This window comes from Pseudomonas sp. MYb118 (assembly GCF_040947875.1).
GTDB lineage: Bacteria > Pseudomonadota > Gammaproteobacteria > Pseudomonadales > Pseudomonadaceae > Aquipseudomonas.
This window is the reverse complement of the sequence record NZ_JBFRXN010000002.1, coordinates 2,398,522-2,421,710: the sequence shown is the minus strand read 5'-3', so window position 1 is coordinate 2,421,710 and position 23,189 is coordinate 2,398,522. Positions and strand designations below refer to the sequence as shown.

Sequence of the window (23,189 nt, the reverse complement as noted above, 5' to 3'; positions counted from 1 at the left end):
AGCATAGAGCCACCAGTCGACCTCAGCATGCACCCTACCTAGTAGTCAGGATATGACCGAGCCAGAAGACCCAAGCCGCGATCGCCTCAAGCACCACTTTGCCCAGCGGGTAATTCATCAGGCACGTCAAATTCTTGAGATCTGGCAGCGCCTGCAACGCAGCGAGTGGTCGCTCGCCGATCTGTCGGAGCTGAGCGAGGCCAATTTGCGCCTGCTGCGTTTCGCCGAGCGCTTCGAACAACCGGAACACACCCAGCTGGCGCGCCACATAGGCCTGTCGCTGGAAGCGGTCGACGCCAATCGCGGGCGCTTGAGCAGCGGCCTGATCACCGACCTCAATCGCCTGATGCAGCGCCTGTCGCGCACCGGCCTGCGCCATGGCGACCAGCTGGAGCAGACGTTCCTGCCGCCGCTGCGCAAACCGATCTACGTGATGCTGCAGGACCACGACCGCGCCGAGCGCCTGGCCAAGCAACTGGAATTTTTCGGTCTCAGCGCCCAGTCCCTCGACAGCGTGGATGCGTTCCGCTCCTCGATGGTCGAGCGCCTGCCGGCGGCGATTGTCATGGACGTGGATTTCAGCGGCCCCGGCGTTGGCCTGAAACTGGCCGCCGAGGCCCAGGTCGGCCTGGACGAGCCGCTGCCGCTGCTGTTTTTCAGCCTGCACGAAACCGACACTCCGACGCGCCTGGCGGCGGTGCGCGCCGGTGGCCAGGAGTTCCTCACCGGCACCCTGGAAGCCTCCAGCCTGCTGGAGAAAATCGAGGTCCTGACCTGCGTTGCGCAATACGAACCTTATAAAGTGCTGGTCATCGACGACTCCCGCGCCCAGGCCCTGCACACCGAACGCCTGCTCAACAGCGCCGGGATCGTCACCCGCACGTTGATCGATCCGATCCAGGCCATGGCCGAACTGGCGGACTTTCAGCCCGACCTGATCATCCTCGACATGTACATGCCGACCTGCACCGGCACCGAACTGGCCAAGGTGATTCGCCACAACGACCGTTACGTCAGCGTGCCGATCATTTACCTGTCCGCCGAAGACGACCAGGACAAGCAGCTCGACGCCATGAGCGAGGGCGGCGACGACTTCCTGACCAAGCCGATCAAGCCCCGGCACCTGATCACCACCGTGCGCAATCGTGCGGCACGGGCGCGCAACCTCAAGGCGCGGATGGTCCGCGACAGCCTCACCGGGCTGTACAACCACACGCACATCCTGCAATTGCTCGAAGACTGCAGCTTTCGCTCGCGCCGCGAGAACAAGCCGCTGAGTTTTGCGATGCTCGACATCGACCACTTCAAACGGGTCAATGACAGCCACGGCCACCCCATGGGCGACCGCGTGATCAAGAGTCTGGCGCTGTTTCTCAAGCAACGCCTGCGCAAGACCGACTTCATCGGTCGTTACGGCGGCGAAGAGTTCGCCATCGTCATGCCCGACACAGATATAGAAGCAGCCCACAATGTGCTGGATGAAATCCGTCAGCGGTTTGCCGAAATCCACTACCCGGCCCAGCCTCAGGACCTGTGGTGCACGTTCAGCGCCGGGGTGGTCGAACTCTGCGAGGACTCAGACAGCCTGATGATGGCCAGTCAGGCCGACGAGGCTCTATATCGGGCCAAGCATGCCGGTCGCAATCGCGTACACGCCGCTCGGACGTCAAAGCAAAGTGCCACTTTTTCATCGGAATCAAGCGAATCCGTCATAACCGTGTAACACAATCGCAATAACTTCTCGGGCTTACCATTCTGCCGTTGGTAGTCCGCGATGCGCCTTAAATTGCTGACCAATCTCAATACCCTTCTTTTGGTCGCCGTGTGCGTAGCCCTTGGCGCTACGCTGTGGTGGTCACAAAAAGCCCTGGAACGCCCGTATCTGCTGATGGAGCGTTACCTGGGATTGTCCCAGCAGTTTCAGAACGAAGTGGCGCGTAACGTCGAAGACTACCTCGCCAGTGGTGATGCCTTGCGCCTGAGCAGCGCCAGCCAGGCCATCGAATCACTGCAAAAGGAACTCGCAGAGTTGCCGCCGACCCTGGCCGACACCCTGCGCCCCAGCCTCAAGAACCTCGATGAATTCAGCAAGACCGACCTGCTCGCCGCCGGCAAGCTCGCCGGTGACCCGCAAGCCCTGCTGCTGCAAGCCGAACGGGAGCTGGGGGCCAGCCTCGATCAGCTCAGCCAGTACGCCAGCGGTCACGCGACTTATCTGACACCACTGCTGACCGCGTCCCAGCACCTGGGCAAATTGTCCCTGGCCCGGGACAAGCTGGTCAGCAGTGGGCGCAGCGAACTGGCGGCGGACGTCGAACGCGAAGTCACCAACATCCGCACCCAGGCCGAAGTGTTGAACACGCTGCCGCTGCTGGGCGTGGCCAGCACCGCCGAATCGGGTTCCGACGATTTCGCCGCGATGATGGGCCTGGAGAACACCGAAAAAGCCGAAGCCGAAGATGCCGGCGTTGGCCTCAAGCGCGAACTCAACAGCCTGCTGACCCGCTACCCCGCCGAGCTTGAGCGCACCCGCGAGCAGATCCAGAAGCGCGCCGACCTCAGCGCCGCCACGCACCTGAAAATCACCGAAGTGCAGCAGGCCATCGCCGGGCTGGAGCCGGTGGTGCGTGCCCAGCATGGCCAGATCCAGGGCGAGGTGCGCCTGATGCAAGGGGTGATGATCGGCCTGATCCTGCTCATCGCGCTGTTGATCGACACCCTGCAACGGCGTCTGGCACGGACCCTGACCAACCTCGCCCCCGCGCTGTCGACCTGGGCCGAAGGCGACTTCAGCCAGGACATCGAACTGGGCAAGACCAACCGCGAACTGCATGACATCCAGGCCTCGCTCAATCGCTTGCGTGCCTACCTCGCTGACCTCGTGGGCACCATCCGCCTTAACGCCGAACAGGTCGCGGGCAGCAGCCGCACCCTGGCCGAACTGAGCAACGACCTGCACAACGGCGCCGAACACCAGGCCGGCGATACCGCGCTGATCCGTGACTCGCTCGGTGAACTGGAAGCCACCATCCAGCAGGTCGCCGGCGATGCCAGCCAGGCCGCCGACGCCAGCCGCCATGCCGGGCTGGCAGTGGAACATGGCCAGGAAGTCATCGGCCTGAGCCTCACCGGCCTGCACGCGCTAGTCGAGGAAGTGCAAGGCAACGCGCAGATGATCGAACACCTGGCCGAAGAGTCGGCGACCATCGGTGGCGTCCTGACGGTGATCCGCTCGATCGCCGACCAGACCAACCTGCTGGCATTGAACGCCGCCATCGAAGCGGCCCGCGCCGGGGAAATGGGCCGCGGGTTTGCCGTGGTCGCCGAAGAGGTTCGCTCGCTGGCGCAACGCACGGCGGGCGCCACGGCGGAAATCCAGACCCTGATCGCCGGGCTGCAAAGTGCGGCGCGAGAATCGGTCGAAGGCATGCGCGCCCAGGTCGAACACGCCGAAGCCACCGCCAACCAGGCCCAGGCGGCGGACGGCGCGCTGGATAAAATCGTCGGTGCGATCCAGACCATCGCCGACACCGCTATCCGCATCGCTGATGTCACCGCGCAACAAAGCGGTGCGGTCAGTGAAATCCGCGATCACAGCGAGCGGATTCATCAATTGGGCGGGGATAACCTGCTGCGCATTGGTGAGGGGCGTGAGCAAGGGGAGCATTTGCTGGTGCTGGGTGGGCGGCTGGATACGGCGGTTCAGGCGTTTCGGATCTGATCCAAATCATTGGGTGACTGGGGGAGCGCATCGCGAGCAGGCTCGCTCCCACAGTGGAACTGCGCACTCAGAACAAGTGTGGGAGCGAGCCTGCTCGCGATGAGGCCAGCTCGTCCACCCTTTCACCTGCGCCCCAGCGCAATCCACAACTCTCCGCTATCCTCCCCCAACTCCAATACACAAACATCCTCAAACTGACCGGATTTAATCACCCAGTCACATATCTCGCGCAAACATCGGCCATCGTGCTGGCTATTGCATAGAACTGGACAGTCACAAAGGCTTTGCGGCATAGTCGCCGGGTTCTGACAAATGCAATCGGATAACAAGGAACAGCAGATGGCGACCCTATTGGTGCTGCACGGCCCCAACCTGAACATGCTCGGCACCCGCGAACCGGGCACCTACGGTGCCACGACACTGGCGCAGATCAACCAGGACCTGGAACAACGAGCCCGTGCCGCCGGCCACCATTTGCTGCACCTGCAAAGCAACGCCGAGTACGAATTGATCGACCGGATTCACGCAGCGCGTAGCGAAGGCGTGGACTTCATCGTGATCAATCCAGCAGCTTTTACACACACAAGTGTCGCATTACGTGACGCGCTGCTGGCGGTGAGCATCCCATTCATCGAAGTGCATTTGTCCAACGTGCACAAACGCGAACCTTTCCGCCATCACTCTTACTTCTCCGACGCAGCGGTGGGAGTGATCTGCGGCCTTGGCGCCAGCGGTTATCGACTGGCCCTGGAGGCCGCCCTGGAGCAGCTTGAACAACAGGCTATACGCCCCTGACCGACCCTTTGGGAGTTGATGATTCATGGATATCCGTAAAGTTAAGAAACTGATCGAATTGCTGGAAGAGTCCGGCATCGACGAGCTCGAGATCAAGGAAGGCGAAGAGTCCGTACGCATCAGCCGTAACAGCAAGACTCCAGCCCAGCAGTACTATGCCCCGGCACCTGTGGCTGCTCCGGTTGCCGCGCCTGCCGCTGCCGCCGCTCCGGCTGCCGCTGCTGCCCCGGCTGCTGCCGCCGCACCTGCGCTGAACGGCACCGTTGCCCGTTCGCCGATGGTCGGTACCTTCTATCGCAAATCTTCGCCAACCTCGCCTGCCTTCGTTGAAGTCGGCCAGACCGTGAAGAAAGGCGACACCCTGTGCATCGTCGAAGCCATGAAGATGATGAACCACATCGAAGCTGAAACCAGCGGTGTGATCGAGTCCATCCTCGTCGAAGACGGCCAGCCGGTTGAGTACGACCAACCGCTGTTCACCATCGTTTGAACCGCGGAGAAACTTTGATGACTGCGAAGTTGGAAAAAGTTCTGATCGCCAACCGCGGTGAGATCGCACTGCGTATTCTGCGTGCCTGCAAAGAGATGGGCATCAAGACCGTCGCCGTTTACTCCAAGGCCGACAAAGAGCTGATGCACCTGGGCCTGGCAGACGAATCCGTCTGCATCGGTCCAGCTTCGGCTGCCCACTCTTACCTGCACATCCCGGCAATCATCGCCGCGGCTGAAGTGACCGGCGCTACCGCCATTCACCCAGGCTACGGTTTCCTCGCGGAAAACGCTGATTTCGCCGAGCAGGTCGAGAACTCCGGCTTTGCCTTCATCGGTCCGAAAGCCGAGACCATTCGCCTGATGGGCGACAAGGTTTCGGCCAAGCACGCCATGATCGCAGCCGGTGTGCCAACCGTTCCAGGTTCCGACGGCCCGCTGCCTGAAGACGAAGAAACCGCCCTGCGCATCGGTCGCGAAGTCGGATACCCGGTGATCATCAAGGCCGCTGGCGGCGGTGGTGGTCGCGGCATGCGCGTTGTGCACAAGGAAGAAGACCTGATTTCGTCGGCCAAGCTGACCCGCTCCGAAGCGGGCGCAGCGTTCGGCAACCCGATGGTCTACCTGGAAAAGTTCCTGACCAACCCACGTCACGTGGAAGTTCAGGTCCTGTCCGATGGCCAGGGCAACGCCGTGCACCTGGGCGACCGTGACTGCTCGTTGCAGCGCCGTCACCAGAAAGTTCTCGAAGAAGCGCCGGCACCGGGCATCGACGAGAAGGCTCGCCAGGAAGTGTTCGCTCGCTGCGTCAAGGCGTGCATCGACATCGGTTACCGTGGCGCAGGCACTTTCGAGTTCCTGTACGAAAACGGCCGCTTCTACTTCATCGAGATGAACACTCGTGTCCAGGTAGAGCACCCGGTTTCGGAAATGGTCACCGGCATCGACATCGTCAAGGAGATGCTCAGCATCGCCGCCGGCAACAAGCTGTCGTTCACCCAGGATGACGTAGTCATCCGCGGTCACGCGCTGGAATGCCGGATCAACGCCGAAGACCCGAAAACCTTCATGCCAAGCCCGGGTACGGTCAAGCATTTCCACGCACCAGGCGGCAACGGCGTTCGCGTCGATTCGCACCTGTACAGCGGTTATGCCGTTCCGCCGAACTACGACTCGTTGATCGGCAAGCTGATCACCTACGGCGCCAGCCGTGACGAAGCCATGGCGCGCATGCGCAATGCGCTGGACGAAATCGTGGTCGACGGGATCAAGACCAACATCCCGCTGCACCGTGATCTGGTTCGTGACGAAGGCTTCTGCAAGGGTGGGATCAACATCCACTACCTGGAACACAAGCTCGCTGGCGACAAGCACTAAGCTTCAACCGGCCCATGACAAAGCCGCCTTCGGGCGGCTTTGTTGTTTCTTCAACGCACCTCTTTTTCCTGTGGGAGCGAGCCTGCTCGCGATAATGGTGTGCCAGTCAAAAAATATGTTTCTGACACTCCGCCATCGCGAGCAGGCTCGCTCCCACCAGTACTGCTTGCAGCAGAGCTGCTTGCTGAACGCCACTCCCACAAACCCCGCGCGCTCGCGTAAACTTGCGCGCTTCTCGCAGGCCGCTAGGCTGCAATCAATATTTTTCAAAGGTGCCCGCCATGCCTTGGCTGCAAGTCCGTCTCGCCATCAGCCCAGAACAAGCCGAAACCTACGAAGACGCGTTCCTCGAAGTGGGCGCCGTGTCGGTGACCTTCATGGACGCCGAAGACCAGCCGATCTTCGAGCCGGAGCTCAACACCACGCCGCTGTGGTCGCACACGCACTTGCTGGCCCTGTTCGAAGGCGGTACCGAGGCCGCGGCCGTGCTGGCCCACCTTGAACTGCTGACCGGCAGCCCGCTGCCCGAGCATCACAGCGAAGTCATCGAAGATCAGGACTGGGAACGCAGCTGGATGGACGGTTTCCAGCCGATGCGTTTTGGCCAGCGCCTGTGGATCGTGCCGAGCTGGCACGCCGCCCCCGAAGCCGATGCGGTCAACCTGCTGCTCGATCCGGGCCTGGCGTTCGGCACCGGCACCCACCCGACCACCGCACTGTGCCTGGAATGGCTCGACGGCCAGGATCTCAAGGACTGCAACGTGCTGGACTTCGGTTGCGGCTCGGGGATCCTGGCCATTGCCGCCCTGCTGCTGGGCGCGAAGGAAGCGGTCGGCACCGACATCGACGTGCAGGCGCTGGAAGCCTCCCGCGATAATGCCGGGCGCAACAACATCGCCGAAGAGCTGTTCCCGCTGTACCTGCCAGAAGATTTGCCGCAGGTTCAGGCCGACGTGCTGGTGGCCAACATCCTTGCCGGCCCGCTGGTCTCCCTGGCCCCGCAACTGTCCGGCCTGGTCAAGCCAGGTGGTCGCCTGGCACTTTCGGGCATCCTTGCCGAACAAGGCGAAGAAGTCGCCGCTGCCTACGCACAAGACTTCGACCTGGATCCGATCGCCAATCGTGACGGCTGGGTGCGCATCACTGGCCGTCGGCGCTAGAATGGACGCCTGCATAATCCGGATCGCCGCATGACCGATAGCTTCGTCACCCAGTGCCCGCATTGCCAAACCAGCTTCCGCGTCAGCCATGCTCAATTGAGCGTGGCCCGTGGGGTGGTTCGTTGCGGCTCGTGCCTGCAAGTGTTCAATGCCGCCAAGCAGCTGCTGGAACAGGCCGGCAAGGAAACGGTGACGCCCGTAGCCCCGCCGCTGAGCGAAGTGACAGAGCCGGAACCACGAGCCATCAGTCAGAAGCAGTGGAGCGCCGCTGAACTGGATCTGGACACCCTCGACCTGGACGGCGAACTCGCCCGGCTCGAACAACGGGAAATCCAGCCGAGCACCGAGTTCGGTCGCCATCGCGAAGACAGTCTGAGCGCGCGTCGGGACACCCACGAGCCGGACATCGAGCCCTGGTCCGACAGCCTGTTCAGCGAACCGGCCGACGATCGCGCGGAAATGGCCGACACCGTCGAGACCTCGATCACCCCAGAGCCGGATGTCGAACCCTACGTCGAGCCGGAAAAATCCTCGCGCACCGAACCCTCGCTGTCCCTCGAGCCCGAGGACCTGGACGAAGAACCGGATGACGCACCGCAACCGGCGCAACTGCGCCTGAATGACCCGCTCGAAGCGCCGCTGCCGCTGCCGCTCCACCACGAACGCCTGTCGGCAGCCGACGATGATCTCGACGATAACCTGCCGTCCATCGAACCGTTGCGCAAGCGCCGCGAACCGGCGATGCGCTCCGAAGTCCTGCAGGACCTGACCGACGACCCACTGCAACTCGACTGGCAACGCCGCCGCTCGCCCTGGGGTCGGCGCTTTCTCTGGCTGCTGCTGATCCTGCTCGGCGCCGGCGCGCTGGTCGGCCAGTACATTGCCTACCATTTCGACGAGCTGGCCCGCCAGGATCAGTACCGCCCCTGGTTCCAGCAACTGTGCCCGCAAATCGGCTGCACGGTGCCGTCCAAGGTCGACATCGCGAAAATCAAGAGCAGCAACCTGGTGGTGCGCAGCCATCCGGAGTTCAACGGCGCGCTGGTGGTCGATGCGATCATCTATAACCGCGCACCGTTCTCCCAGCCTTTCCCGCTGCTGGAACTGCGTTTTGCCGACCTCAACGGTCACCTGATCGCCAGTCGTCGCTTCAAGCCCGGTGAATACCTGGGCGGCGACCTCGAAGGCATGGCAGAAATGCCACCGCAAACACCGATCCACATCGCCCTGGACATTCTCGATCCGGGCGCCAAAGCCGTGAACTACAGCCTGAGCTTCCACTCTCCCGAGTGAAACGGTTCAGTGCTGCGCGTTTGACGGCACATTTCTGACAGACACCGCTGATACCAAACTGCTGGCGATAACAGAATAACTGTTCAGATTTTGTTCAATTCAGCCTTTATCCGGTCATCGAGAGCGGGTATCATGCCAACCCTTTTTCGAACTCTCATGATCCGGCCCCACAACAGGGAAGCCCTATGTCGGCGGTACGCATCGGTCCATACACATTGCACAACGGCTTGATCCTCGCCCCGATGGCGGGCGTCACGGACCAGCCCTTTCGTCAGCTGTGCAAACGACTGGGCGCAGGACTAGTAGTCTCGGAAATGGTCACCAGCGACATGAGTCTGTGGAACACCCGCAAATCGCGCATGCGCATGATCCACGAAGGTGATCCCGAGCCACGCTCGGTACAGATCGCCGGTGGTGACGCACAGATGCTGGCGGATGCGGCCCGGGCCAACGTGGAGCTGGGCGCGCAGATTATTGATATCAACATGGGTTGCCCGGCGAAGAAGGTCTGCAACAAGGCCGCCGGTTCCGCGTTGTTGAAGGATGAAGCACTGGTGACCGAGATCCTGCAGGCCGTGGTGGCCGCAGTCGATGTGCCGGTCACCTTGAAGATCCGTACCGGCTGGGACCGGGACAACAAGAATGGCGTGACGGTGGCGAAGATCGCCGAGCAGGCAGGCATCACGGCGTTGGCGGTCCATGGCCGCACCCGGGCTGACCTGTACAAGGGTGAAGCCGAGTACGACACCATCGCCGCGATCAAGCAGGCGGTGTCGATGCCGGTGTTCGCCAATGGCGACATCGACTCGCCAGAGAAGGCCCGGTACGTGCTGGACGCGACCGGTGCCGATGGATTGCTGGTTGGACGGGCTGCCCAGGGGCGGCCATGGATTTTTCGCGAGATCGACCACTTCCTGCGTACCGGTGAAAAACTCCCGGCGCCGGAGCTGATCGAGGTGGAACACATTCTGCTAGAGCATCTGGCCGCACTGCACGCCTTCTATGGAGACGTCATGGGTGTGCGGATCGCTCGAAAGCATGTGGGCTGGTATCTCGCAACCCTGCCGGGCGCCAGGGAGTTTCGCGCCCACTTCAATCGTTTGGAAGATACGGAAGCACAATGCGCCAACGTCCGGGAGTTTTTCGCCGAACGTTATAAGAGCCTGACAGGGGACGGAGAGGGAGTGGCCGCATGACGATGATGACCGAGACTTTAGTGAGTGGAACAACGCCCGTGAGCGACAACGTGAATTTGAAACAGCACCTCAATACGCCCAGCGAAGAGGGTCAGACCCTTCGCGGCAATGTCGAGAAGGCGCTGCACAATTATTTCGCCCACCTTGAGGGCGCAGCCGTCACGGATGTGTACAACCTGGTGCTCTCCGAAGTCGAGGCGCCCCTGCTCGAGTGCGTGATGAACTACGTCAAGGGCAACCAGACCAAGGCCAGCGAGCTGCTCGGACTCAACCGCGGCACCCTGCGCAAGAAACTCAAGCAGTACGATTTGCTGTAAGCATTCAATCAAACCAGAAAGGCGCCCGCGTAAAACCGGTCGCCTTTTTTGCTGACCCTCGTGATGGAAATTGAAATGACCGACCAGACTACCCGCCTGCCGATCCGCCGCGCCTTGATCAGCGTCTCCGACAAGACCGGGATCCTCGAATTCGCCAAGGAGCTTGAAGCCCTGGGCGTCGAGATCCTCTCCACCGGCGGAACGTTCAAGCTGCTGCGCGACAACGGCGTGGCCGCAGTGGAAGTCGCGGACTACACCGGCTTCGCGGAAATGATGGACGGCCGGGTGAAAACCCTCCACCCGAAAATCCACGGCGGGATCCTCGGTCGTCGCGGTACCGACGACGCCATCATGAACGAGCACGGCATCAAGCCGATCGACCTGGTTGCGGTCAACCTGTACCCGTTCGAAGCCACCATCAACAAGCCAGGCTGCGACCTGCCGACCGCCATCGAGAACATCGACATCGGCGGCCCGACCATGGTCCGTTCCGCGGCCAAGAACCATAAAGACGTCGCCATCGTGGTCAACGCCAGCGACTACGCCAACGTCCTGGAAAACCTCAAGGCCGGCGGCCTGACCTACGCCCAGCGTTTCGACCTGATGCTCAAGGCGTTCGAACACACCGCCGCCTATGACGGCATGATCGCCAACTACATGGGCACCGTGAACCAGGCCGCTGACACCCTCAGCACAGAAGGTCGCAGCGAATTCCCGCGCACCTTCAACAGCCAGTTCATCAAGGCCCAGGAAATGCGCTACGGCGAGAACCCGCACCAGAGCGCGGCGTTCTACGTGGAAGCCAAGCCTGCCGAAGTCGGCATCGCCACCGCCACCCAACTGCAGGGCAAGGAGCTGTCGTACAACAACGTGGCCGACACCGACGCCGCGCTGGAGTGCGTGAAGAGCTTCGTCAAGCCAGCCTGCGTGATCGTCAAGCACGCCAACCCGTGCGGCGTAGCGGTCAGCCCGGATGCCGAAGGCGGTATCCGCAAGGCCTACGACCTGGCCTATGCCACCGACACCGAGTCGGCCTTCGGCGGCATCATCGCGTTCAACCGCGAGCTGGACGCTGAAACCGCCAAGGCCATCGTCGAGCGTCAGTTCGTCGAAGTGATCATCGCCCCGAGCGTCAGTGAAGAAGCCCGCGCCATCGTGGCCGCCAAGGCCAACGTACGCCTGCTGGCCTGCGGCGAGTGGTCGGCCGACCGCGCTGCCGCCTGGGACTACAAGCGCGTCAACGGTGGCCTGCTGGTGCAGAGCCGCGATATCGGCATGATCGGCGCCGACGACCTGAAAGTCGTCACCAAACGCGCACCGACCGAACAGGAAATCAACGACCTGATCTTCGCCTGGAAAGTGGCCAAGTACGTCAAGTCCAACGCCATCGTCTACGCCAAGAACCGCCAGACCATCGGCGTCGGCGCCGGCCAGATGAGCCGCGTGAACTCGGCCCGCATCGCCGCCATCAAGGCTGAACACGCCGGCCTGCAGGTTGCCGGTTCGGTCATGGCGTCCGACGCGTTCTTCCCGTTCCGCGACGGCCTGGACAATGCGGCCAAGGCCGGTATCACCGCGGTGATCCAGCCAGGTGGTTCGATGCGTGATGCGGAAGTTATTGCTGCGGCGGATGAAGCCGGTATTGCTATGGTCTTTACTGGCATGCGCCACTTCCGTCACTAAGCACCCGATCCACTGTGGGAGCGAGCCTGCTCGCGATAGCGCCCTTTCAGACACACTGATGCTGATTGTGCCGCCATCATCGCGAGCAGGCTCGCTCCCACAAAACCCAGAATCAGCGTCATCCGAGGTTTTTGAAATGAATGTTTTGATCATTGGCAGCGGTGGCCGTGAACACGCCCTGGCCTGGAAAGTGGCTCAGGATCCGCGCGTGCAGAAGGTTTTCGTGGCCCCGGGCAACGCCGGCACCGCCATCGAAGCCAAGTGCGAGAACGTCGCCATCGACGTCCTGGCCCTGGAACAACTGGCCGATTTCGCCGAGAAGAATGTCTCCCTGACCATCGTCGGCCCTGAAGTACCGCTGGTGGCTGGCGTCGTCGACCTGTTCCGCTCCCGTGGCCTGGACTGCTTTGGTCCGACCGCCGGTGCCGCGCAGCTGGAAGGCTCGAAAGCGTTCACCAAGGACTTCCTGGCACGCCACAAGATCCCGACCGCCGACTACCAGAACTTCACCGAGATCGAGCCGGCCCTGGCTTACCTGCGTGAAAAAGGTGCGCCGATCGTGATCAAGGCCGACGGCCTGGCCGCCGGTAAAGGCGTGATCGTGGCCATGACCCTGGCCGAAGCCGAAGACGCCGTGCGCGACATGCTCGCCGGCAATGCCTTTGGCGACGCCGGTTCGCGCGTGGTCATCGAAGAATTCCTGGACGGCGAGGAAGCCAGCTTCATCGTCATGGTCGACGGCAAGAACGTTCTGCCGATGGCCACCAGCCAGGACCACAAACGCGTCGGCGACGGCGACACCGGCCCGAACACCGGCGGCATGGGCGCTTACTCTCCGGCTCCAGTGGTCACCAGCGAAGTGCACCAGCGTGTCATGGACCAGGTGATCTGGCCGACCGTGCGCGGCATGGCCGACGAAGGCAATGTCTACACCGGTTTCCTCTACGCAGGCCTGATGATCGACAAGGCTGGTAACCCAAAAGTTATCGAATTCAACTGCCGTTTCGGCGACCCTGAGACTCAACCGGTCATGCTGCGCTTGCAGTCGAGCCTGGTGTTGCTGGTCGAAGCCGCACTAGCCCAGGCCCTGGACAAAGTCGAAGCGCAATGGGATCCACGTCCTAGCGTCGGTATCGTTCTGGCAGCAGGCGGCTACCCTGGCGACTACGCTAAAGGCGCCGCCATCAAGGGGCTGGATGCCGCCGCAGGTCTGGAAGGCAAGGTTTTCCATGCGGGCACCGCGCTGCAGGACGGTCAGGTGGTAACCGCCGGTGGCCGCGTACTGTGCGCGACCGCCATGGGTGCCAGCGTCGATGCCGCTCAGCAGCAGGCTTACAAGCTGGCAGCTAACATTGACTGGGAAGGCTGTTTCTACCGCAAGGACATTGGCTACCGCGCCATTGCCCGCGAGCGTGGCGAAAATCAGGAATAAGCGTTTCATTCGGTCGGGCAAGGGCTTCAGGCCCTTGCCTGACTATTCCGGCGCCGCGCATAGTTATATTCTGGCATCAACCTACGAAGGGATTTCGCCGTGCGCTGGCTCAGGATTGCCATAGGTTCCATTCTCACCCTGCTGACGCTGCTCTACATGTTGTCGGCCCAGGCCGCGCAGGGTAGTGGTTGGGCGGTATTGCTCGACGAACAGGGCGACCTGCAACTGAGCGACATCCGTTCCGCTCGTTATATCAACCAATTCAGCCCGACCGAACTCGAACGCCTGACCGCGGCCGAACCCGGCGGTGCGCTCTGGCTGCGTTTCAGGCTGGCACCCGGCAAACACGAACAGTTGCTGCGGATATTTGCCCCTGACCTGTCGCACCTCAACCTCTATGTGCTCGACGGCGACAGGCTGATCGACCAGTCCACTACTGGCAGCGAACAGCCGCAGGCGGAACGCCCCCTGCCCAACAGCGACTTCATGCTGCCGTTGCCGCAAAGCGACAAGCCCCTCGATGTCTATCTGCGCCTGGCGTCCGAACACCAGATGCGGCCCTACATCACCCTGCAATCGGCCATCCTGACCGCTGCCAATCAGAGCCAGACGCTGATTTACGGCCTGCTGTTCGGCTGCATCGGCATGCTGATCCTGCACAACCTGATCCGCTACGCCTACACCCGCTCGCGCAGCAGCCTCTGGCTGGCCGGCTGTGAAGCGCTGCTGATGCTCAGCCTCGCGCTGCTGCTCAACCTCGCGGGGCCCTGGCTGCCGGACTGGCATGGCCTGCAAACGCCCGGCGCCTACATCGCCCTGATGCTCACCGCACCGTGCGGGCTGATGTTCGCTTACCGCTTCTTCGCGCCGCTCGGCCCACATCCGCTGAACAAGCTGCTGCTGGGCGACATTCTGTTCATCAGCGTCTGCGGCCTGCTGCTGTTGTTCGTCAACACCCTGCCGCTGAACCTCATCACTTACGCCATGGTCGCCCTCGCCGGCCTGACCATGCTGTTCGTCAGCGCCTGGCACTGGCAAAAAGGCTATCGCCCGGCGCGCCTGTTCGTTGCCGCGATGGTGGTGTTCAACCTCGGCACGCTGATCATCCTCCCGGCCCTGTTGGGGCTGACGCTGATCGAACCGCAAGGCCTGATCACCGCCCTGCTGGCGTTCATCTGCCTCAGTGGCCTGCTGATGAGTATCGCCTTGAGCGAACGCCAGCGCAGCATTACCGAAGACCGTTTCAGCGTCAGCCGCGACCTCGCCGCCAGCAACGCCGAAATCAACGCCAAGGCGGAATTCCTGGCGAAAATCAGCCACGAGATCCGCACACCGATGAATGGCGTGCTGGGCATGACGGAGCTGCTGCTGGGCACACCGCTGTCGGTCAAACAGCGTGACTACGTGCAAACCATTCACAGCGCCGGCAACGAGCTGCTGACACTGATCAACGAGATCCTCGACATCTCCAAGCTGGAATCCGGGCAGATCGAGCTGGACGACGTACAGTTCGATCTCAACGCGCTGATCGAAGACTGCCTGAGTATCTTCCGCGCCAAGGCCGAACAGCAGAACGTCGAGTTGATCAGCTTCATCCAGCCGCAAGTGCCCCGGGTCATCAGCGGTGATCCGACCCGCCTGCGCCAGACCCTGCTGAGCCTTCTGGAAAATGCCCTGAAGAAAACCGACGAGGGTGAGGTCCTGATCGTCGTCGCCCTCGACGAACGCAGCGCCCGCCCCCGCCTGCGCATTGCCGTGCAGGACAGCGGCGAACCGATGGACGCCGAAGAGCGCGACGCGCTGATGCACGCCGAGCTGCACAGCAAGAACTTCCTGTCCGCCACCCGCCTGGGCGGCAACCTCGGGCTGGTGATCGCCCGCCAGCTGATTCGCCTGATGCAAGGCGAGTTCGGCATCAAGACCGGCGCCAACCAGGGCAGCACCCTGTGGCTGACCCTGCCCCTGGACCCCGACCGCCTCGAACACCCGACCTCCGACCTCGATGGCCCGTTGCAAGGCGCCCGGGTGCTGGTGGTGGACGACAACGACACCTGCCGCAAGGTGCTGGTGCAACAGTGCAGCGCCTGGGGCCTGAATGTCAGCGCCGTGCCGTCCGGCAAGGAAGCACTGGCGCTGCTGCGCACCAAGGCGCACCTGCGCGATTACTTCGATGTGGTGCTGCTGGACCAGAACATGCCCGGCATGACCGGCATGCAACTGGCGGCCAAGATCAAGGAAGACCCGAGCCTCAATCACGATATCCTGCTGATCATGCTCACCGGCATCAGCAACGCGCCGAGCAAGATCATCGCGCGCAACTCCGGCATCAAGCGCATCCTCGCCAAACCCGTTGCCGGCTATACCCTCAAGACCACCCTGGCCGATGAGCTGAACCAGCGCAACAAGGGGCAAGCCGTCTCGCCGCAACAGCCGGCCGGGCCGACCCTGCCGGTCAAGGTCCCCAGCGACTTCCGCATTCTGGTGGCCGAAGACAACAGCATTTCGACCAAGGTCATCCGTGGCATGCTGGGCAAACTCAACCTGCAACCGGACACCGCCAGCAATGGCGAGGAAGCCTTGCAGGCCATGAAAACGCAGCGTTACGACCTGGTATTGATGGACTGCGAGATGCCGATCCTCGACGGTTTCTCCGCGACCCAGCAGTTACGCGCCTGGGAAGTCAGCAACCAGCGGATCCGCACCCCAGTCGTCGCATTGACCGCGCACATCCTTGCCGAACACAAGGAACGGGCACGCCAGGCCGGCATGGATGGGCACATGGCCAAACCGGTCGAGCTGTCGCAACTGCGCGAACTGATCGAGCACTGGGTGGCGCAACGCGAACAGCAGAATCGGGCCGCAGCGCACACCTCCTGAGCCGACAGACTGCGCGACGCCTGATAGACTCCCTCACGACTTCCTTCGCCAGTGAGCCTGCCCCATGCTCCACGTGTTGTTCAGCGTTTACCTGAAGATGCTGGTGCTCTACAGCCCTTTCTTCGTGTTGTCCTGCTTCATCAGCCTGACCCGCGGTTATTCGCGCAAGGAGCAACACCGACTGGCCTGGAAAGTGGCGATCGCCACCCTCGTCTCCAGTGTCCTGCTGTATCTGTTCGGGCGAGTCATCTTCAGCGTCTTCGGCATCACCGTGGACGCCTTCCGCATCGGCGCCGGCAGCGTGCTGTTCATCTCCGCCCTGGGCATGGCCCAGGGCAAGTCAGCGGTGCAGACGGACAACGTGCAACAGGACGTCACCATCGTCCCGCTGACCATTCCCCTGACCGTCGGCCCCGGCACCATCGGTGCGCTGCTGGTGATGGGCGTCAGCCAGCCCCATTGGGATGACAAACTCACCGCCATCCTCAGCATCGCCCTGGCCAGCTTCACGGTCGGTGTGGTCCTGTACCTGTCGAACCGCATCGAACGCATTCTCGGCGACCAGGGCTTGCAGATTGTCAGCCGGTTGATGGGGCTGTTCGTCTGCGCGCTCGCGGCCCAGATCATCTTCACCGGAGTGAGGGGCTATCTGGTGCCCTGACGGCTGCGCAGTCCCTGTGCTTGCCTGATAACGCAGGTACAGGCCCCACCGCCGTCAACCCATGAGTCCCGACGAAGGCCACCAGTTGCTCGCGACTGCTGGCGAACGCCCTGGCCGCCAACTCGAACGAGTGAAGCTGGACGGTCACCGCCGAGGTGAAACAGCTGGGCGCAAATGCCTGCGTCAACCAATGCGCTTGCGCGCTTTGAGTCGTTTCGAACGCCAGGTAAAGCACTTCGATGCAGGCGCTGCGAGTGCTCACGGCAAACCGCAGCCGCACCCTGGTTCGCCGCTCCTCCCCCTGCGCCAGCCCGACAAGGGACTCACTGATCAACCCTTGCTGATAAAGCAGCCGTGCAGGCGAATCCAGCGCAAGGCGGGCCAATTCAGCCAGGGCTTCGCAGGCCAGCTCGCGCTGATCATCTAGCGCCACGTCAGCCATGCCGCGGTTGATCAGATCCTTCAGCGTGACGCCGGGCAGGTGCTCGAATGCAGGTTGCAGCAGTTGCTCCCGTCTCAGCGTCCAGCCACACCGCTTGAGGGCCTGGACAAAGGTGTCATGGGCAAAGTCGGAACGACCCGCAGGCGAACCCGCCGCCATCAATCGCGCGGCGAGCAACGAATACAGAATGTCGCATTTCATCGGGGCGTCCAATCGAGTGGACAACGCACTGAGCAAACCGGAATCGACAAAGGATTCCTGACGATGACTCTCCATGTCTCACCTTGAAATCATGCAAAAGCGCTAAAGAAAAACTGCTGCAGCAGAAGTTGTCGATTATCGTCAAAGTTGAGTCTTGAAATATTCCAGTCGCTTCTTATCAACTTCGGACTGAATCAAATCCTTGACCACATTGTAGGCACGGCGATTCAATGTACGGCGCGTGGCAGCGTTATAAATCCGCACCTGTTCGCGCTGGAACTTGAAAAACAGAACTTTGGTCAGCACATCACTGGTTTCCAACTGCATGGCGCATGCAATCATGGTCGGGCGACCACCCAGGGAAATGCACGGGATAATCTGAAAGTTGGCGGACTTGTTCTTTTTACTTTTAACTTCAACCAGCTTTATCGCACCGTCATTTTTTTCCAGAGCGCTGAAGGCTGAAGAAATCAGTGGCAGCACCTTGAGCTTGTCCGCGCCGGCCACCAGCGAAATAATCTGCAGCGCGGCTTCATCCATGCTGAAGTTCAGTTCCTGGCTGACGTACTCCATGTAGGGATCGTTCACCGTGGGCCAACCACAATTGGTCAGGGCCTTGCTGTATTCCAGGTACCATTCGCGGCGCTGGGTTTCACGCTTGAACAGCCGGTCGGCGCGAATTTCCGCGAACAGGATCGTGTCGTCGAATGCTTCGCGATCTTCTGCCGAGAGTTCCTGATCATAAGCAGCGATGGTCGACCCCAGTACCGCGGACTCATTCTGGACTTCAATACTTTGAGTGTCACTCACCGCCAACTTTCTGAAAGCAACGGGTGTCGTGAAATAATCACGTTGCGCTGCATAATCGAAAACTGCACCTGCTTCTTCTGTCATTTTAATTATCACCCTGTTATTAGTTTAATCCGCTTCATGCAGATGCAGGCAAACTAACAACGCGACTCTCGACAGTCAAACCAGCCAGGCAACGAAGTTATTTAAAGTATTTTCAGAACTATATATATATGCACTACCCATTAAAAAGCCGGCATTGCGCCGGCTTTTTAATGGGTTCAAGGTTTGTTGCCATACCAACGGGGCGTATAGACCCAGATACGGCCATCCGGGCGCGGAAATATGCAGGTGGTCGAAGAACCAACCAGGACCATCGTGCGCATGTCCACTTGATCGGGGGTGAGCTGCCCCAACGTGGTCACCCGCAAGGTTTGTCCGGGACGACCGATGTCACGGCCCAGCACCACCGGTGTCTGGGCAACACGATGCTGCGCGACGATTTCCAGCGCCCGCCCCAACTGCCAGGGGCGCGAACGGGAGATCGGGTTGTAGAACGCCAGCGCCAGGTCAGCCTGCGCCGCCAGGTCGAGGCGTTTCTCGATGATCGCCCATGGCTTGAGGTTGTCCGACAGTGACATGACGCAGAAGTCATGCCCCAACGGCGCTCCGGCTTGCGCTGCGGTCGCCAGCGAGGCGGAAACGCCCGGCAGGATCTCCAGATCAACGTTGTGCCACGCGGTATCGCTGGACTCGTGCAGAGCCTCCAGCACCGCTGCCGCCATGGCGAATACCCCGGGGTCGCCCGAGGAAACCACCACCACCGAGCGCCCTTGTGCCGCCAGCTCGAAGGCATGACGAGCACGCTGCATTTCTTCGCGGTTGTCGGTGCAATGCAGCACCTGATCGTCCCGGAACGGGCCGGCCATGCGCACGTAGGTCTCATAACCGAGCACATCAGTGGCCCGGGCAAGCTCAGCCTTGACCGCCGGCACCATCAACTCGGCAGCGCCCGGCCCCAGGCCGATCACCGCCAGACGCCCGCGAGGGCGACCGATCGACAATACTGGCAACGGCTGCTCGGCCACCGCGATGGCAATAGCGTCATCGCCAAGGATCGCAACCGGCTGGTCGACGGCGTTGCGTGCCCGTTGGCCGAGCGTGCCGGTATCGCCGCTAAAACGCAGCGGTACACCGAGTTCAAGTGCGGCCTGGTGCAACAGCGGGTCGGCCATGTCGCGATCGGCCGCCAGCAGCAGCGCGACCGACTGCACGGCGATCTTCGCCTGATGCAATGCATCGGCAATCGCCTGCGAAAGGTTGGCCACACCTGCGCTGACCGCCACTAACACGTTGCGTGGGTAGATCAACAGTTCGTCAGCCGATGGCGTGCGCTCGGCATGTCCGACATGAACCGCGAGCCGCGCCTGCGGGTCTTGCGGCAACTGCGCGTTGGCCAGCCAGGGCGCCGAACCTTCGATACGCAGCGATTCACCCGCCAGCAAATCGGAGACGAAACGCTTGCCCAATTCCAGGTCCCCGAGGGCGAAGCCATCGGGCGGGTTGAGCAGGCAGGTGCCGAAACGCAACTCACCGCTGGTGGTGATCGCCGCCGCCACCTGCAACGCCGCGCCCATCTCGCGCGCCATGACATTCACACCGCCCAGGCCACCGAGCAACGGCACCACCGCGCTGCCGTCCTCGGCGACGGCCAGCACCGGTGGTTCGACGCCTTTTTCCAGCAGCAAAGGCGCCAGGGTCCGGATCACGATACCGGCAGCGCACAGGGCGATGATCGGCGTGTCCTGGCGATAAAGTTCGCGCAGCGTCGCGCCGAATTCGTGATAGGCCCGATCAGCACCCTCGACCCGTTCGGCCAGGCCATGGATCAGCGCACCGGGGTACAGCTGTTGAATCCTGCGCGCGGTGGCGAGGCTGCCATTGCCAAGGATGACAATCGCCGGAGCGGGACGCGTCATCAACCTTGCCACCTTTCACCAGGAACGATGATCAGCGAGAAGTACGGCGAAGACATCGGTTCGACCTGATCCAGCGGCACGATTTTCTGGTTGGCCATGGTCGCGCGCTCGACATACAAGGCACGCTCGGCCAGCCCCAGTTCGTTGAGCACCTGGCGCACCTTGGGCAGGTTGCGCCCCAGCTTCATGATCACCGCCGCATCGGCGTCAGCCAGTCGACGCTTGAGATCCTCGTGCGGCAGCACCCCGGACAGCACCGACAGGCTCTGGTTGCGATACACCAGCGGCGCGCCGAGCACCGAGGCCCCACCGAGCATCGAGCACACGCCCGGCACCACTTCGGCTTCATAACGCTCGGCCAGACGATCATGCAGGTACATGTAGGAACCGTAGAAGAACGGATCGCCTTCGCAGATCACCGCCACATCACGGCCGGCGTCCAGATGCGCGGCGAGTTCTTCGCTGGCCGCATCGTAGAAGTCGCTGATGACCTGCTCGTACGACAGCGGTGCCGGCAGCGCTTCGGTGGTCACCGGGTACACCAGCGGCAGCAAGGTCTGCGCCGCTTGCAGGTGCGCCTCGATGATGCCGAAGGCATTGCCCTTTTTGCCCTTGGCGACGAAATACGCCACCACTGGAGACTCGCGCAACAGGCGCAAGGCTTTGACCGTAATCAGTTCCGGGTCACCAGGGCCGACACCCAGGCCGATCAGACGTCCACGCGGCTGCATTATTCGATCTCCGTGGCGAGGGCATTGACCGCAGCGGCCGCCATGGCGCTACCGCCCAGGCGACCTTGCATGATCACGAACGGTACGCCACGGCTGTCCGCCGCCAACGCCGCCTTGGACTCGGCCGCGCCGACGAAGCCCACCGGGAAGCCGAGGATCAGCGCCGGTTTCGGAGCGCCGGCGTCGAGCATTTCCAGCAGATAGAACAAGGCAGTCGGTGCGTTGCCGATCACCACGACGCTGCCTTCCAGATACGGGCGCCACAACTCCAGCGCGACAGCCGAACGGGTGTTGCCCAGCTCGCGGGCAAGCTCGGGCACGCTTTCGTCACGCAGGGTGCAGATCACCTGATTGTTGGCCGGCAAGCGGGCGCGGGTGACGCCCTCGGAGACCATGCGCGCGTCGCACAGGATCGGCGCACCGGCCGCCAGCGCATCGCGCCCGGCCTTGCCCGCGCCAGGGGAGAACTGCAAGCCATCGACAGCATCGACCATGCCACAGGCATGGATCACCCGCACCGCGAGTTTTTCCAGGTCGGCCGGGATGCGTGCGAGGTTGGCCTCGGCGCGAATGATCGCGAAGGAGTTGCGATAGATCTCCTGACCGTCGCGAATGTAATCAAGCATCAAGCGGGCTCCGTGAGCGGGCGTCGATCAAGGCGTCGACCGCTTCAATAGTAAGGTTGCGTGCGTGCAGGGCGCCGAAACCCGGCTGCCCCGCTTCGCGAAAATAGAGGTCGTAACGACCGGGGGTGACCGCCAGCAGAGTGACCGGAGCGACATGGGCGGCGGCGCAGGAACGCGGACAGCCGCTCAGGTGCACATTCAAGGCGTCGCCGTGGCGCTGCAACAGCTCGGCCAGTTGCCGGGCATCGCCCTTGGTATCGGCCAGGCCTCGGCCACAGCCTGTGGAACCGGTGCAGGCGATCAGTTGCGACAACGCCTGATCGGCGTCGCACAACAGGCCAAGCCGGGTCAGGCCGCCCAGCACTTCATCGGCGTGTTCGCGACGCACGTTCGGCAGCAGCAGGCTTTGCCATGGCGTGAATCGCAGCGTGGCATCACCGTATTGCTGCGCCAGTCGTGCGGCGCCGCGCAGCATACTGGCATCGAGGCGGCCCAGGGGCGGCACGGCGCCGACATAGACATGATCGGCCTGCGCCTGTGCCTGCGCGCCCATGTGCAGGCCCGTCGAGGCTGGACGCTGCCAGCTCGCGACCGGCGCGATGGCCAGGCGCTCAGCCAGTCGTGCAACGATGGTGGCGACACTGATATCAGCCAGCAGATGCCGCATTCGCGTCTGCTCGGGTGACGCCAGTTCGAGGAACAACTCCAGCACCGCCACCACCAGTTCGTGACCATCGACCAGGGCGACCGAACCGACTGGCGCATCCGTGGGGCACCCCGCCAGGCCGAACGCCAGCCGGCACTCGCCCGCCTGTTCGAAGGCCGAGAGCCACAGATCATTGGGGTGTTCGAGCATCGCCAGCGCCTCGCCGCCATCCAGTTGCAGGGCGAACTTGGGGCTGAGGTCGTGGAAAGGTTCGTGACGTTGCACGGTGGCCAGGATCCGCTCGGCCAGCTCACGGGTGTCGAACAGCATGTGCCGGTCGATCCCGGCGCTCGGGCTGAGCATCAGGTTACGCACGTCGTCGCCGGCCGCGTTGTGCGGGCCGAGACCGGCAGCCAGCAGTCGCTCGATCAACGCCGCCGGTTGATCACCGATCCCGCGAATCTGCAGGTTGGCACGGTTGGTTGCCTCGATCGCACCGCTGGCGAAATCTTCGGCGGCACTGGCCACGGCTTCGGCCTGGGCGCAACTGATCGAACCGCCGGTGAGCTTGATGCGACAGATGCCACCGTCCAGTGCCGGGACGATACGGAGCAACCCCGGACAGGCCGAGGGGCGTACTGCGGTGGACATCAGGCGTTCGTTCAAGGGCATGACCCGTACAGGTGGCGAGGCACTTCGCGGGCGAAGGGGCCGGTATTATGCCTGCTTTGCAACGGGGTATGAAAAGCCTGTCGGACGACCAGAGCATTGCAA

Annotated in this window: 19 protein-coding genes; 13 read left to right on the top strand and 6 right to left on the bottom strand. The window is 62.3% G+C overall.

All coding sequences use genetic code 11. The features are described 5' to 3' along the window. Positions 1–52: 52 nt before the first annotated feature. The 13 genes from gcbA to ABVN20_RS16815 all read left to right on the top strand — a co-directional run bounded on the left by gcbA (position 53) and on the right by ABVN20_RS16815 (position 17,001). Complete coding sequence (gene gcbA, locus ABVN20_RS16875) at positions 53–1,723, top strand: diguanylate cyclase GcbA (protein WP_368556844.1); 1,671 nt, start codon at positions 53–55, stop codon at positions 1,721–1,723. Between the two features lie 51 nt (positions 1,724–1,774). Then, positions 1,775–3,721, top strand: coding sequence for a methyl-accepting chemotaxis protein (locus ABVN20_RS16870; RefSeq protein WP_368556843.1), 1,947 nt, complete (start codon positions 1,775–1,777; stop codon positions 3,719–3,721). Between the two features lie 339 nt (positions 3,722–4,060). After that, a complete protein-coding gene (gene aroQ / locus ABVN20_RS16865; RefSeq protein ID WP_368556842.1) occupies positions 4,061–4,516 on the top strand; it encodes a type II 3-dehydroquinate dehydratase in 456 nt (151 codons plus the stop codon). 25 nt (positions 4,517–4,541) lie between these two features. Next, positions 4,542–5,006, top strand: a complete 465-nt coding sequence (gene accB, locus ABVN20_RS16860) for an acetyl-CoA carboxylase biotin carboxyl carrier protein (RefSeq protein ID WP_368556841.1) — start codon at positions 4,542–4,544, stop codon at positions 5,004–5,006. A gap of 17 nt (positions 5,007–5,023) precedes the next feature. Further along, the gene (accC, locus tag ABVN20_RS16855) at positions 5,024–6,382 is read left to right on the top strand and encodes an acetyl-CoA carboxylase biotin carboxylase subunit (RefSeq protein ID WP_368556840.1); all 1,359 of its coding nucleotides are present in this window, start codon (positions 5,024–5,026) and stop codon (positions 6,380–6,382) included. A gap of 281 nt (positions 6,383–6,663) precedes the next feature. Beyond that, a complete protein-coding gene (gene prmA, locus ABVN20_RS16850) occupies positions 6,664–7,542 on the top strand; it encodes a 50S ribosomal protein L11 methyltransferase (protein ID WP_368556839.1) in 879 nt (292 codons plus the stop codon). Between the two features lie 30 nt (positions 7,543–7,572). Further along, positions 7,573–8,835: a DUF3426 domain-containing protein gene (locus ABVN20_RS16845; protein WP_368556838.1), complete on the top strand. Its 1,263-nt coding sequence runs from the start codon at positions 7,573–7,575 to the stop codon at positions 8,833–8,835. A gap of 185 nt (positions 8,836–9,020) precedes the next feature. Beyond that, on the top strand, positions 9,021–10,031 hold the full coding sequence (gene dusB, locus ABVN20_RS16840; RefSeq protein WP_368556837.1) for a tRNA dihydrouridine synthase DusB: 1,011 nt from the start codon (positions 9,021–9,023) through the stop codon (positions 10,029–10,031). Continuing rightward, on the top strand, positions 10,028–10,348 hold the full coding sequence (fis, locus tag ABVN20_RS16835; protein ID WP_030128251.1) for a DNA-binding transcriptional regulator Fis: 321 nt from the start codon (positions 10,028–10,030) through the stop codon (positions 10,346–10,348). Before dusB ends, fis begins: the two co-directional genes overlap by 4 nt. Before the next feature lie 75 nt (positions 10,349–10,423). Further along, positions 10,424–12,031 (top strand): bifunctional phosphoribosylaminoimidazolecarboxamide formyltransferase/IMP cyclohydrolase, encoded by a 1,608-nt coding sequence (gene purH, locus ABVN20_RS16830; protein WP_368556836.1) that lies wholly within the window; start codon positions 10,424–10,426, stop codon positions 12,029–12,031. A 136-nt stretch (positions 12,032–12,167) separates the two neighbouring features. Next, on the top strand, positions 12,168–13,463 hold the full coding sequence (purD, locus tag ABVN20_RS16825) for a phosphoribosylamine--glycine ligase (RefSeq protein WP_368556835.1): 1,296 nt from the start codon (positions 12,168–12,170) through the stop codon (positions 13,461–13,463). A 99-nt stretch (positions 13,464–13,562) separates the two neighbouring features. After that, positions 13,563–16,340 (top strand): response regulator, encoded by a 2,778-nt coding sequence (locus ABVN20_RS16820; RefSeq protein ID WP_368556834.1) that lies wholly within the window; start codon positions 13,563–13,565, stop codon positions 16,338–16,340. 64 nt (positions 16,341–16,404) lie between these two features. Further along, positions 16,405–17,001, top strand: coding sequence for a MarC family protein (locus ABVN20_RS16815; RefSeq protein ID WP_368556833.1), 597 nt, complete (start codon positions 16,405–16,407; stop codon positions 16,999–17,001). On the opposite strand, the gene ABVN20_RS16810 is transcribed toward ABVN20_RS16815, so the two are convergent. The 6 genes from ABVN20_RS16810 to cobG form a co-directional block, all read right to left on the bottom strand. Then, the gene (locus ABVN20_RS16810) at positions 16,970–17,644 is read right to left on the bottom strand and encodes a hypothetical protein (protein WP_368556832.1); all 675 of its coding nucleotides are present in this window, start codon (positions 17,642–17,644) and stop codon (positions 16,970–16,972) included. The genes ABVN20_RS16815 and ABVN20_RS16810 overlap by 32 nt on opposite strands. A 141-nt stretch (positions 17,645–17,785) precedes the next feature. Beyond that, positions 17,786–18,538, bottom strand: coding sequence for a hypothetical protein (locus ABVN20_RS16805; protein ID WP_368556831.1), 753 nt, complete (start codon positions 18,536–18,538; stop codon positions 17,786–17,788). A 176-nt stretch (positions 18,539–18,714) separates the two neighbouring features. Continuing rightward, the gene (gene cobJ, locus ABVN20_RS16800) at positions 18,715–20,412 is read right to left on the bottom strand and encodes a precorrin-3B C(17)-methyltransferase (protein WP_368556830.1); all 1,698 of its coding nucleotides are present in this window, start codon (positions 20,410–20,412) and stop codon (positions 18,715–18,717) included. Then, entirely contained in the window at positions 20,412–21,143 is a 732-nt protein-coding gene (locus ABVN20_RS16795) for a precorrin-2 C(20)-methyltransferase (protein WP_368556829.1), read from the bottom strand. The genes cobJ and ABVN20_RS16795 overlap by 1 nt, the downstream gene beginning before the upstream one ends. Further along, positions 21,143–21,769 (bottom strand): precorrin-8X methylmutase, encoded by a 627-nt coding sequence (locus tag ABVN20_RS16790; protein WP_368556828.1) that lies wholly within the window; start codon positions 21,767–21,769, stop codon positions 21,143–21,145. The genes ABVN20_RS16795 and ABVN20_RS16790 overlap by 1 nt, the downstream gene beginning before the upstream one ends. Next, entirely contained in the window at positions 21,762–23,066 is a 1,305-nt protein-coding gene (cobG, locus tag ABVN20_RS16785; RefSeq protein WP_368556827.1) for a precorrin-3B synthase, read from the bottom strand. The genes ABVN20_RS16790 and cobG overlap by 8 nt, the downstream gene beginning before the upstream one ends. Positions 23,067–23,189 lie beyond the last annotated feature (123 nt).

Coding starts and splice junctions, on each gene's coding strand:
- ABVN20_RS16810 (WP_368556832.1), bottom strand. CDS start 17,644: ATGAAATGCGACATTCTGTATTCGTTGCTCGCCGCGCGATTGATGGCG.
- purD (WP_368556835.1), top strand. CDS start 12,168: ATGAATGTTTTGATCATTGGCAGCGGTGGCCGTGAACACGCCCTGGCC.
- accB (WP_368556841.1), top strand. CDS start 4,542: ATGGATATCCGTAAAGTTAAGAAACTGATCGAATTGCTGGAAGAGTCC.
- ABVN20_RS16805 (WP_368556831.1), bottom strand. CDS start 18,538: ATGACAGAAGAAGCAGGTGCAGTTTTCGATTATGCAGCGCAACGTGAT.
- accC (WP_368556840.1), top strand. CDS start 5,024: ATGACTGCGAAGTTGGAAAAAGTTCTGATCGCCAACCGCGGTGAGATC.
- fis (WP_030128251.1), top strand. CDS start 10,028: ATGACGATGATGACCGAGACTTTAGTGAGTGGAACAACGCCCGTGAGC.
- gcbA (WP_368556844.1), top strand. CDS start 53: ATGACCGAGCCAGAAGACCCAAGCCGCGATCGCCTCAAGCACCACTTT.
- dusB (WP_368556837.1), top strand. CDS start 9,021: ATGTCGGCGGTACGCATCGGTCCATACACATTGCACAACGGCTTGATC.
- ABVN20_RS16815 (WP_368556833.1), top strand. CDS start 16,405: ATGCTCCACGTGTTGTTCAGCGTTTACCTGAAGATGCTGGTGCTCTAC.
- aroQ (WP_368556842.1), top strand. CDS start 4,061: ATGGCGACCCTATTGGTGCTGCACGGCCCCAACCTGAACATGCTCGGC.
- ABVN20_RS16845 (WP_368556838.1), top strand. CDS start 7,573: ATGACCGATAGCTTCGTCACCCAGTGCCCGCATTGCCAAACCAGCTTC.
- cobJ (WP_368556830.1), bottom strand. CDS start 20,412: ATGACGCGTCCCGCTCCGGCGATTGTCATCCTTGGCAATGGCAGCCTC.
- ABVN20_RS16795 (WP_368556829.1), bottom strand. CDS start 21,143: ATGCAGCCGCGTGGACGTCTGATCGGCCTGGGTGTCGGCCCTGGTGAC.
- cobG (WP_368556827.1), bottom strand. CDS start 23,066: ATGTCCACCGCAGTACGCCCCTCGGCCTGTCCGGGGTTGCTCCGTATC.
- ABVN20_RS16870 (WP_368556843.1), top strand. CDS start 1,775: ATGCGCCTTAAATTGCTGACCAATCTCAATACCCTTCTTTTGGTCGCC.
- prmA (WP_368556839.1), top strand. CDS start 6,664: ATGCCTTGGCTGCAAGTCCGTCTCGCCATCAGCCCAGAACAAGCCGAA.
- purH (WP_368556836.1), top strand. CDS start 10,424: ATGACCGACCAGACTACCCGCCTGCCGATCCGCCGCGCCTTGATCAGC.
- ABVN20_RS16790 (WP_368556828.1), bottom strand. CDS start 21,769: ATGCTTGATTACATTCGCGACGGTCAGGAGATCTATCGCAACTCCTTC.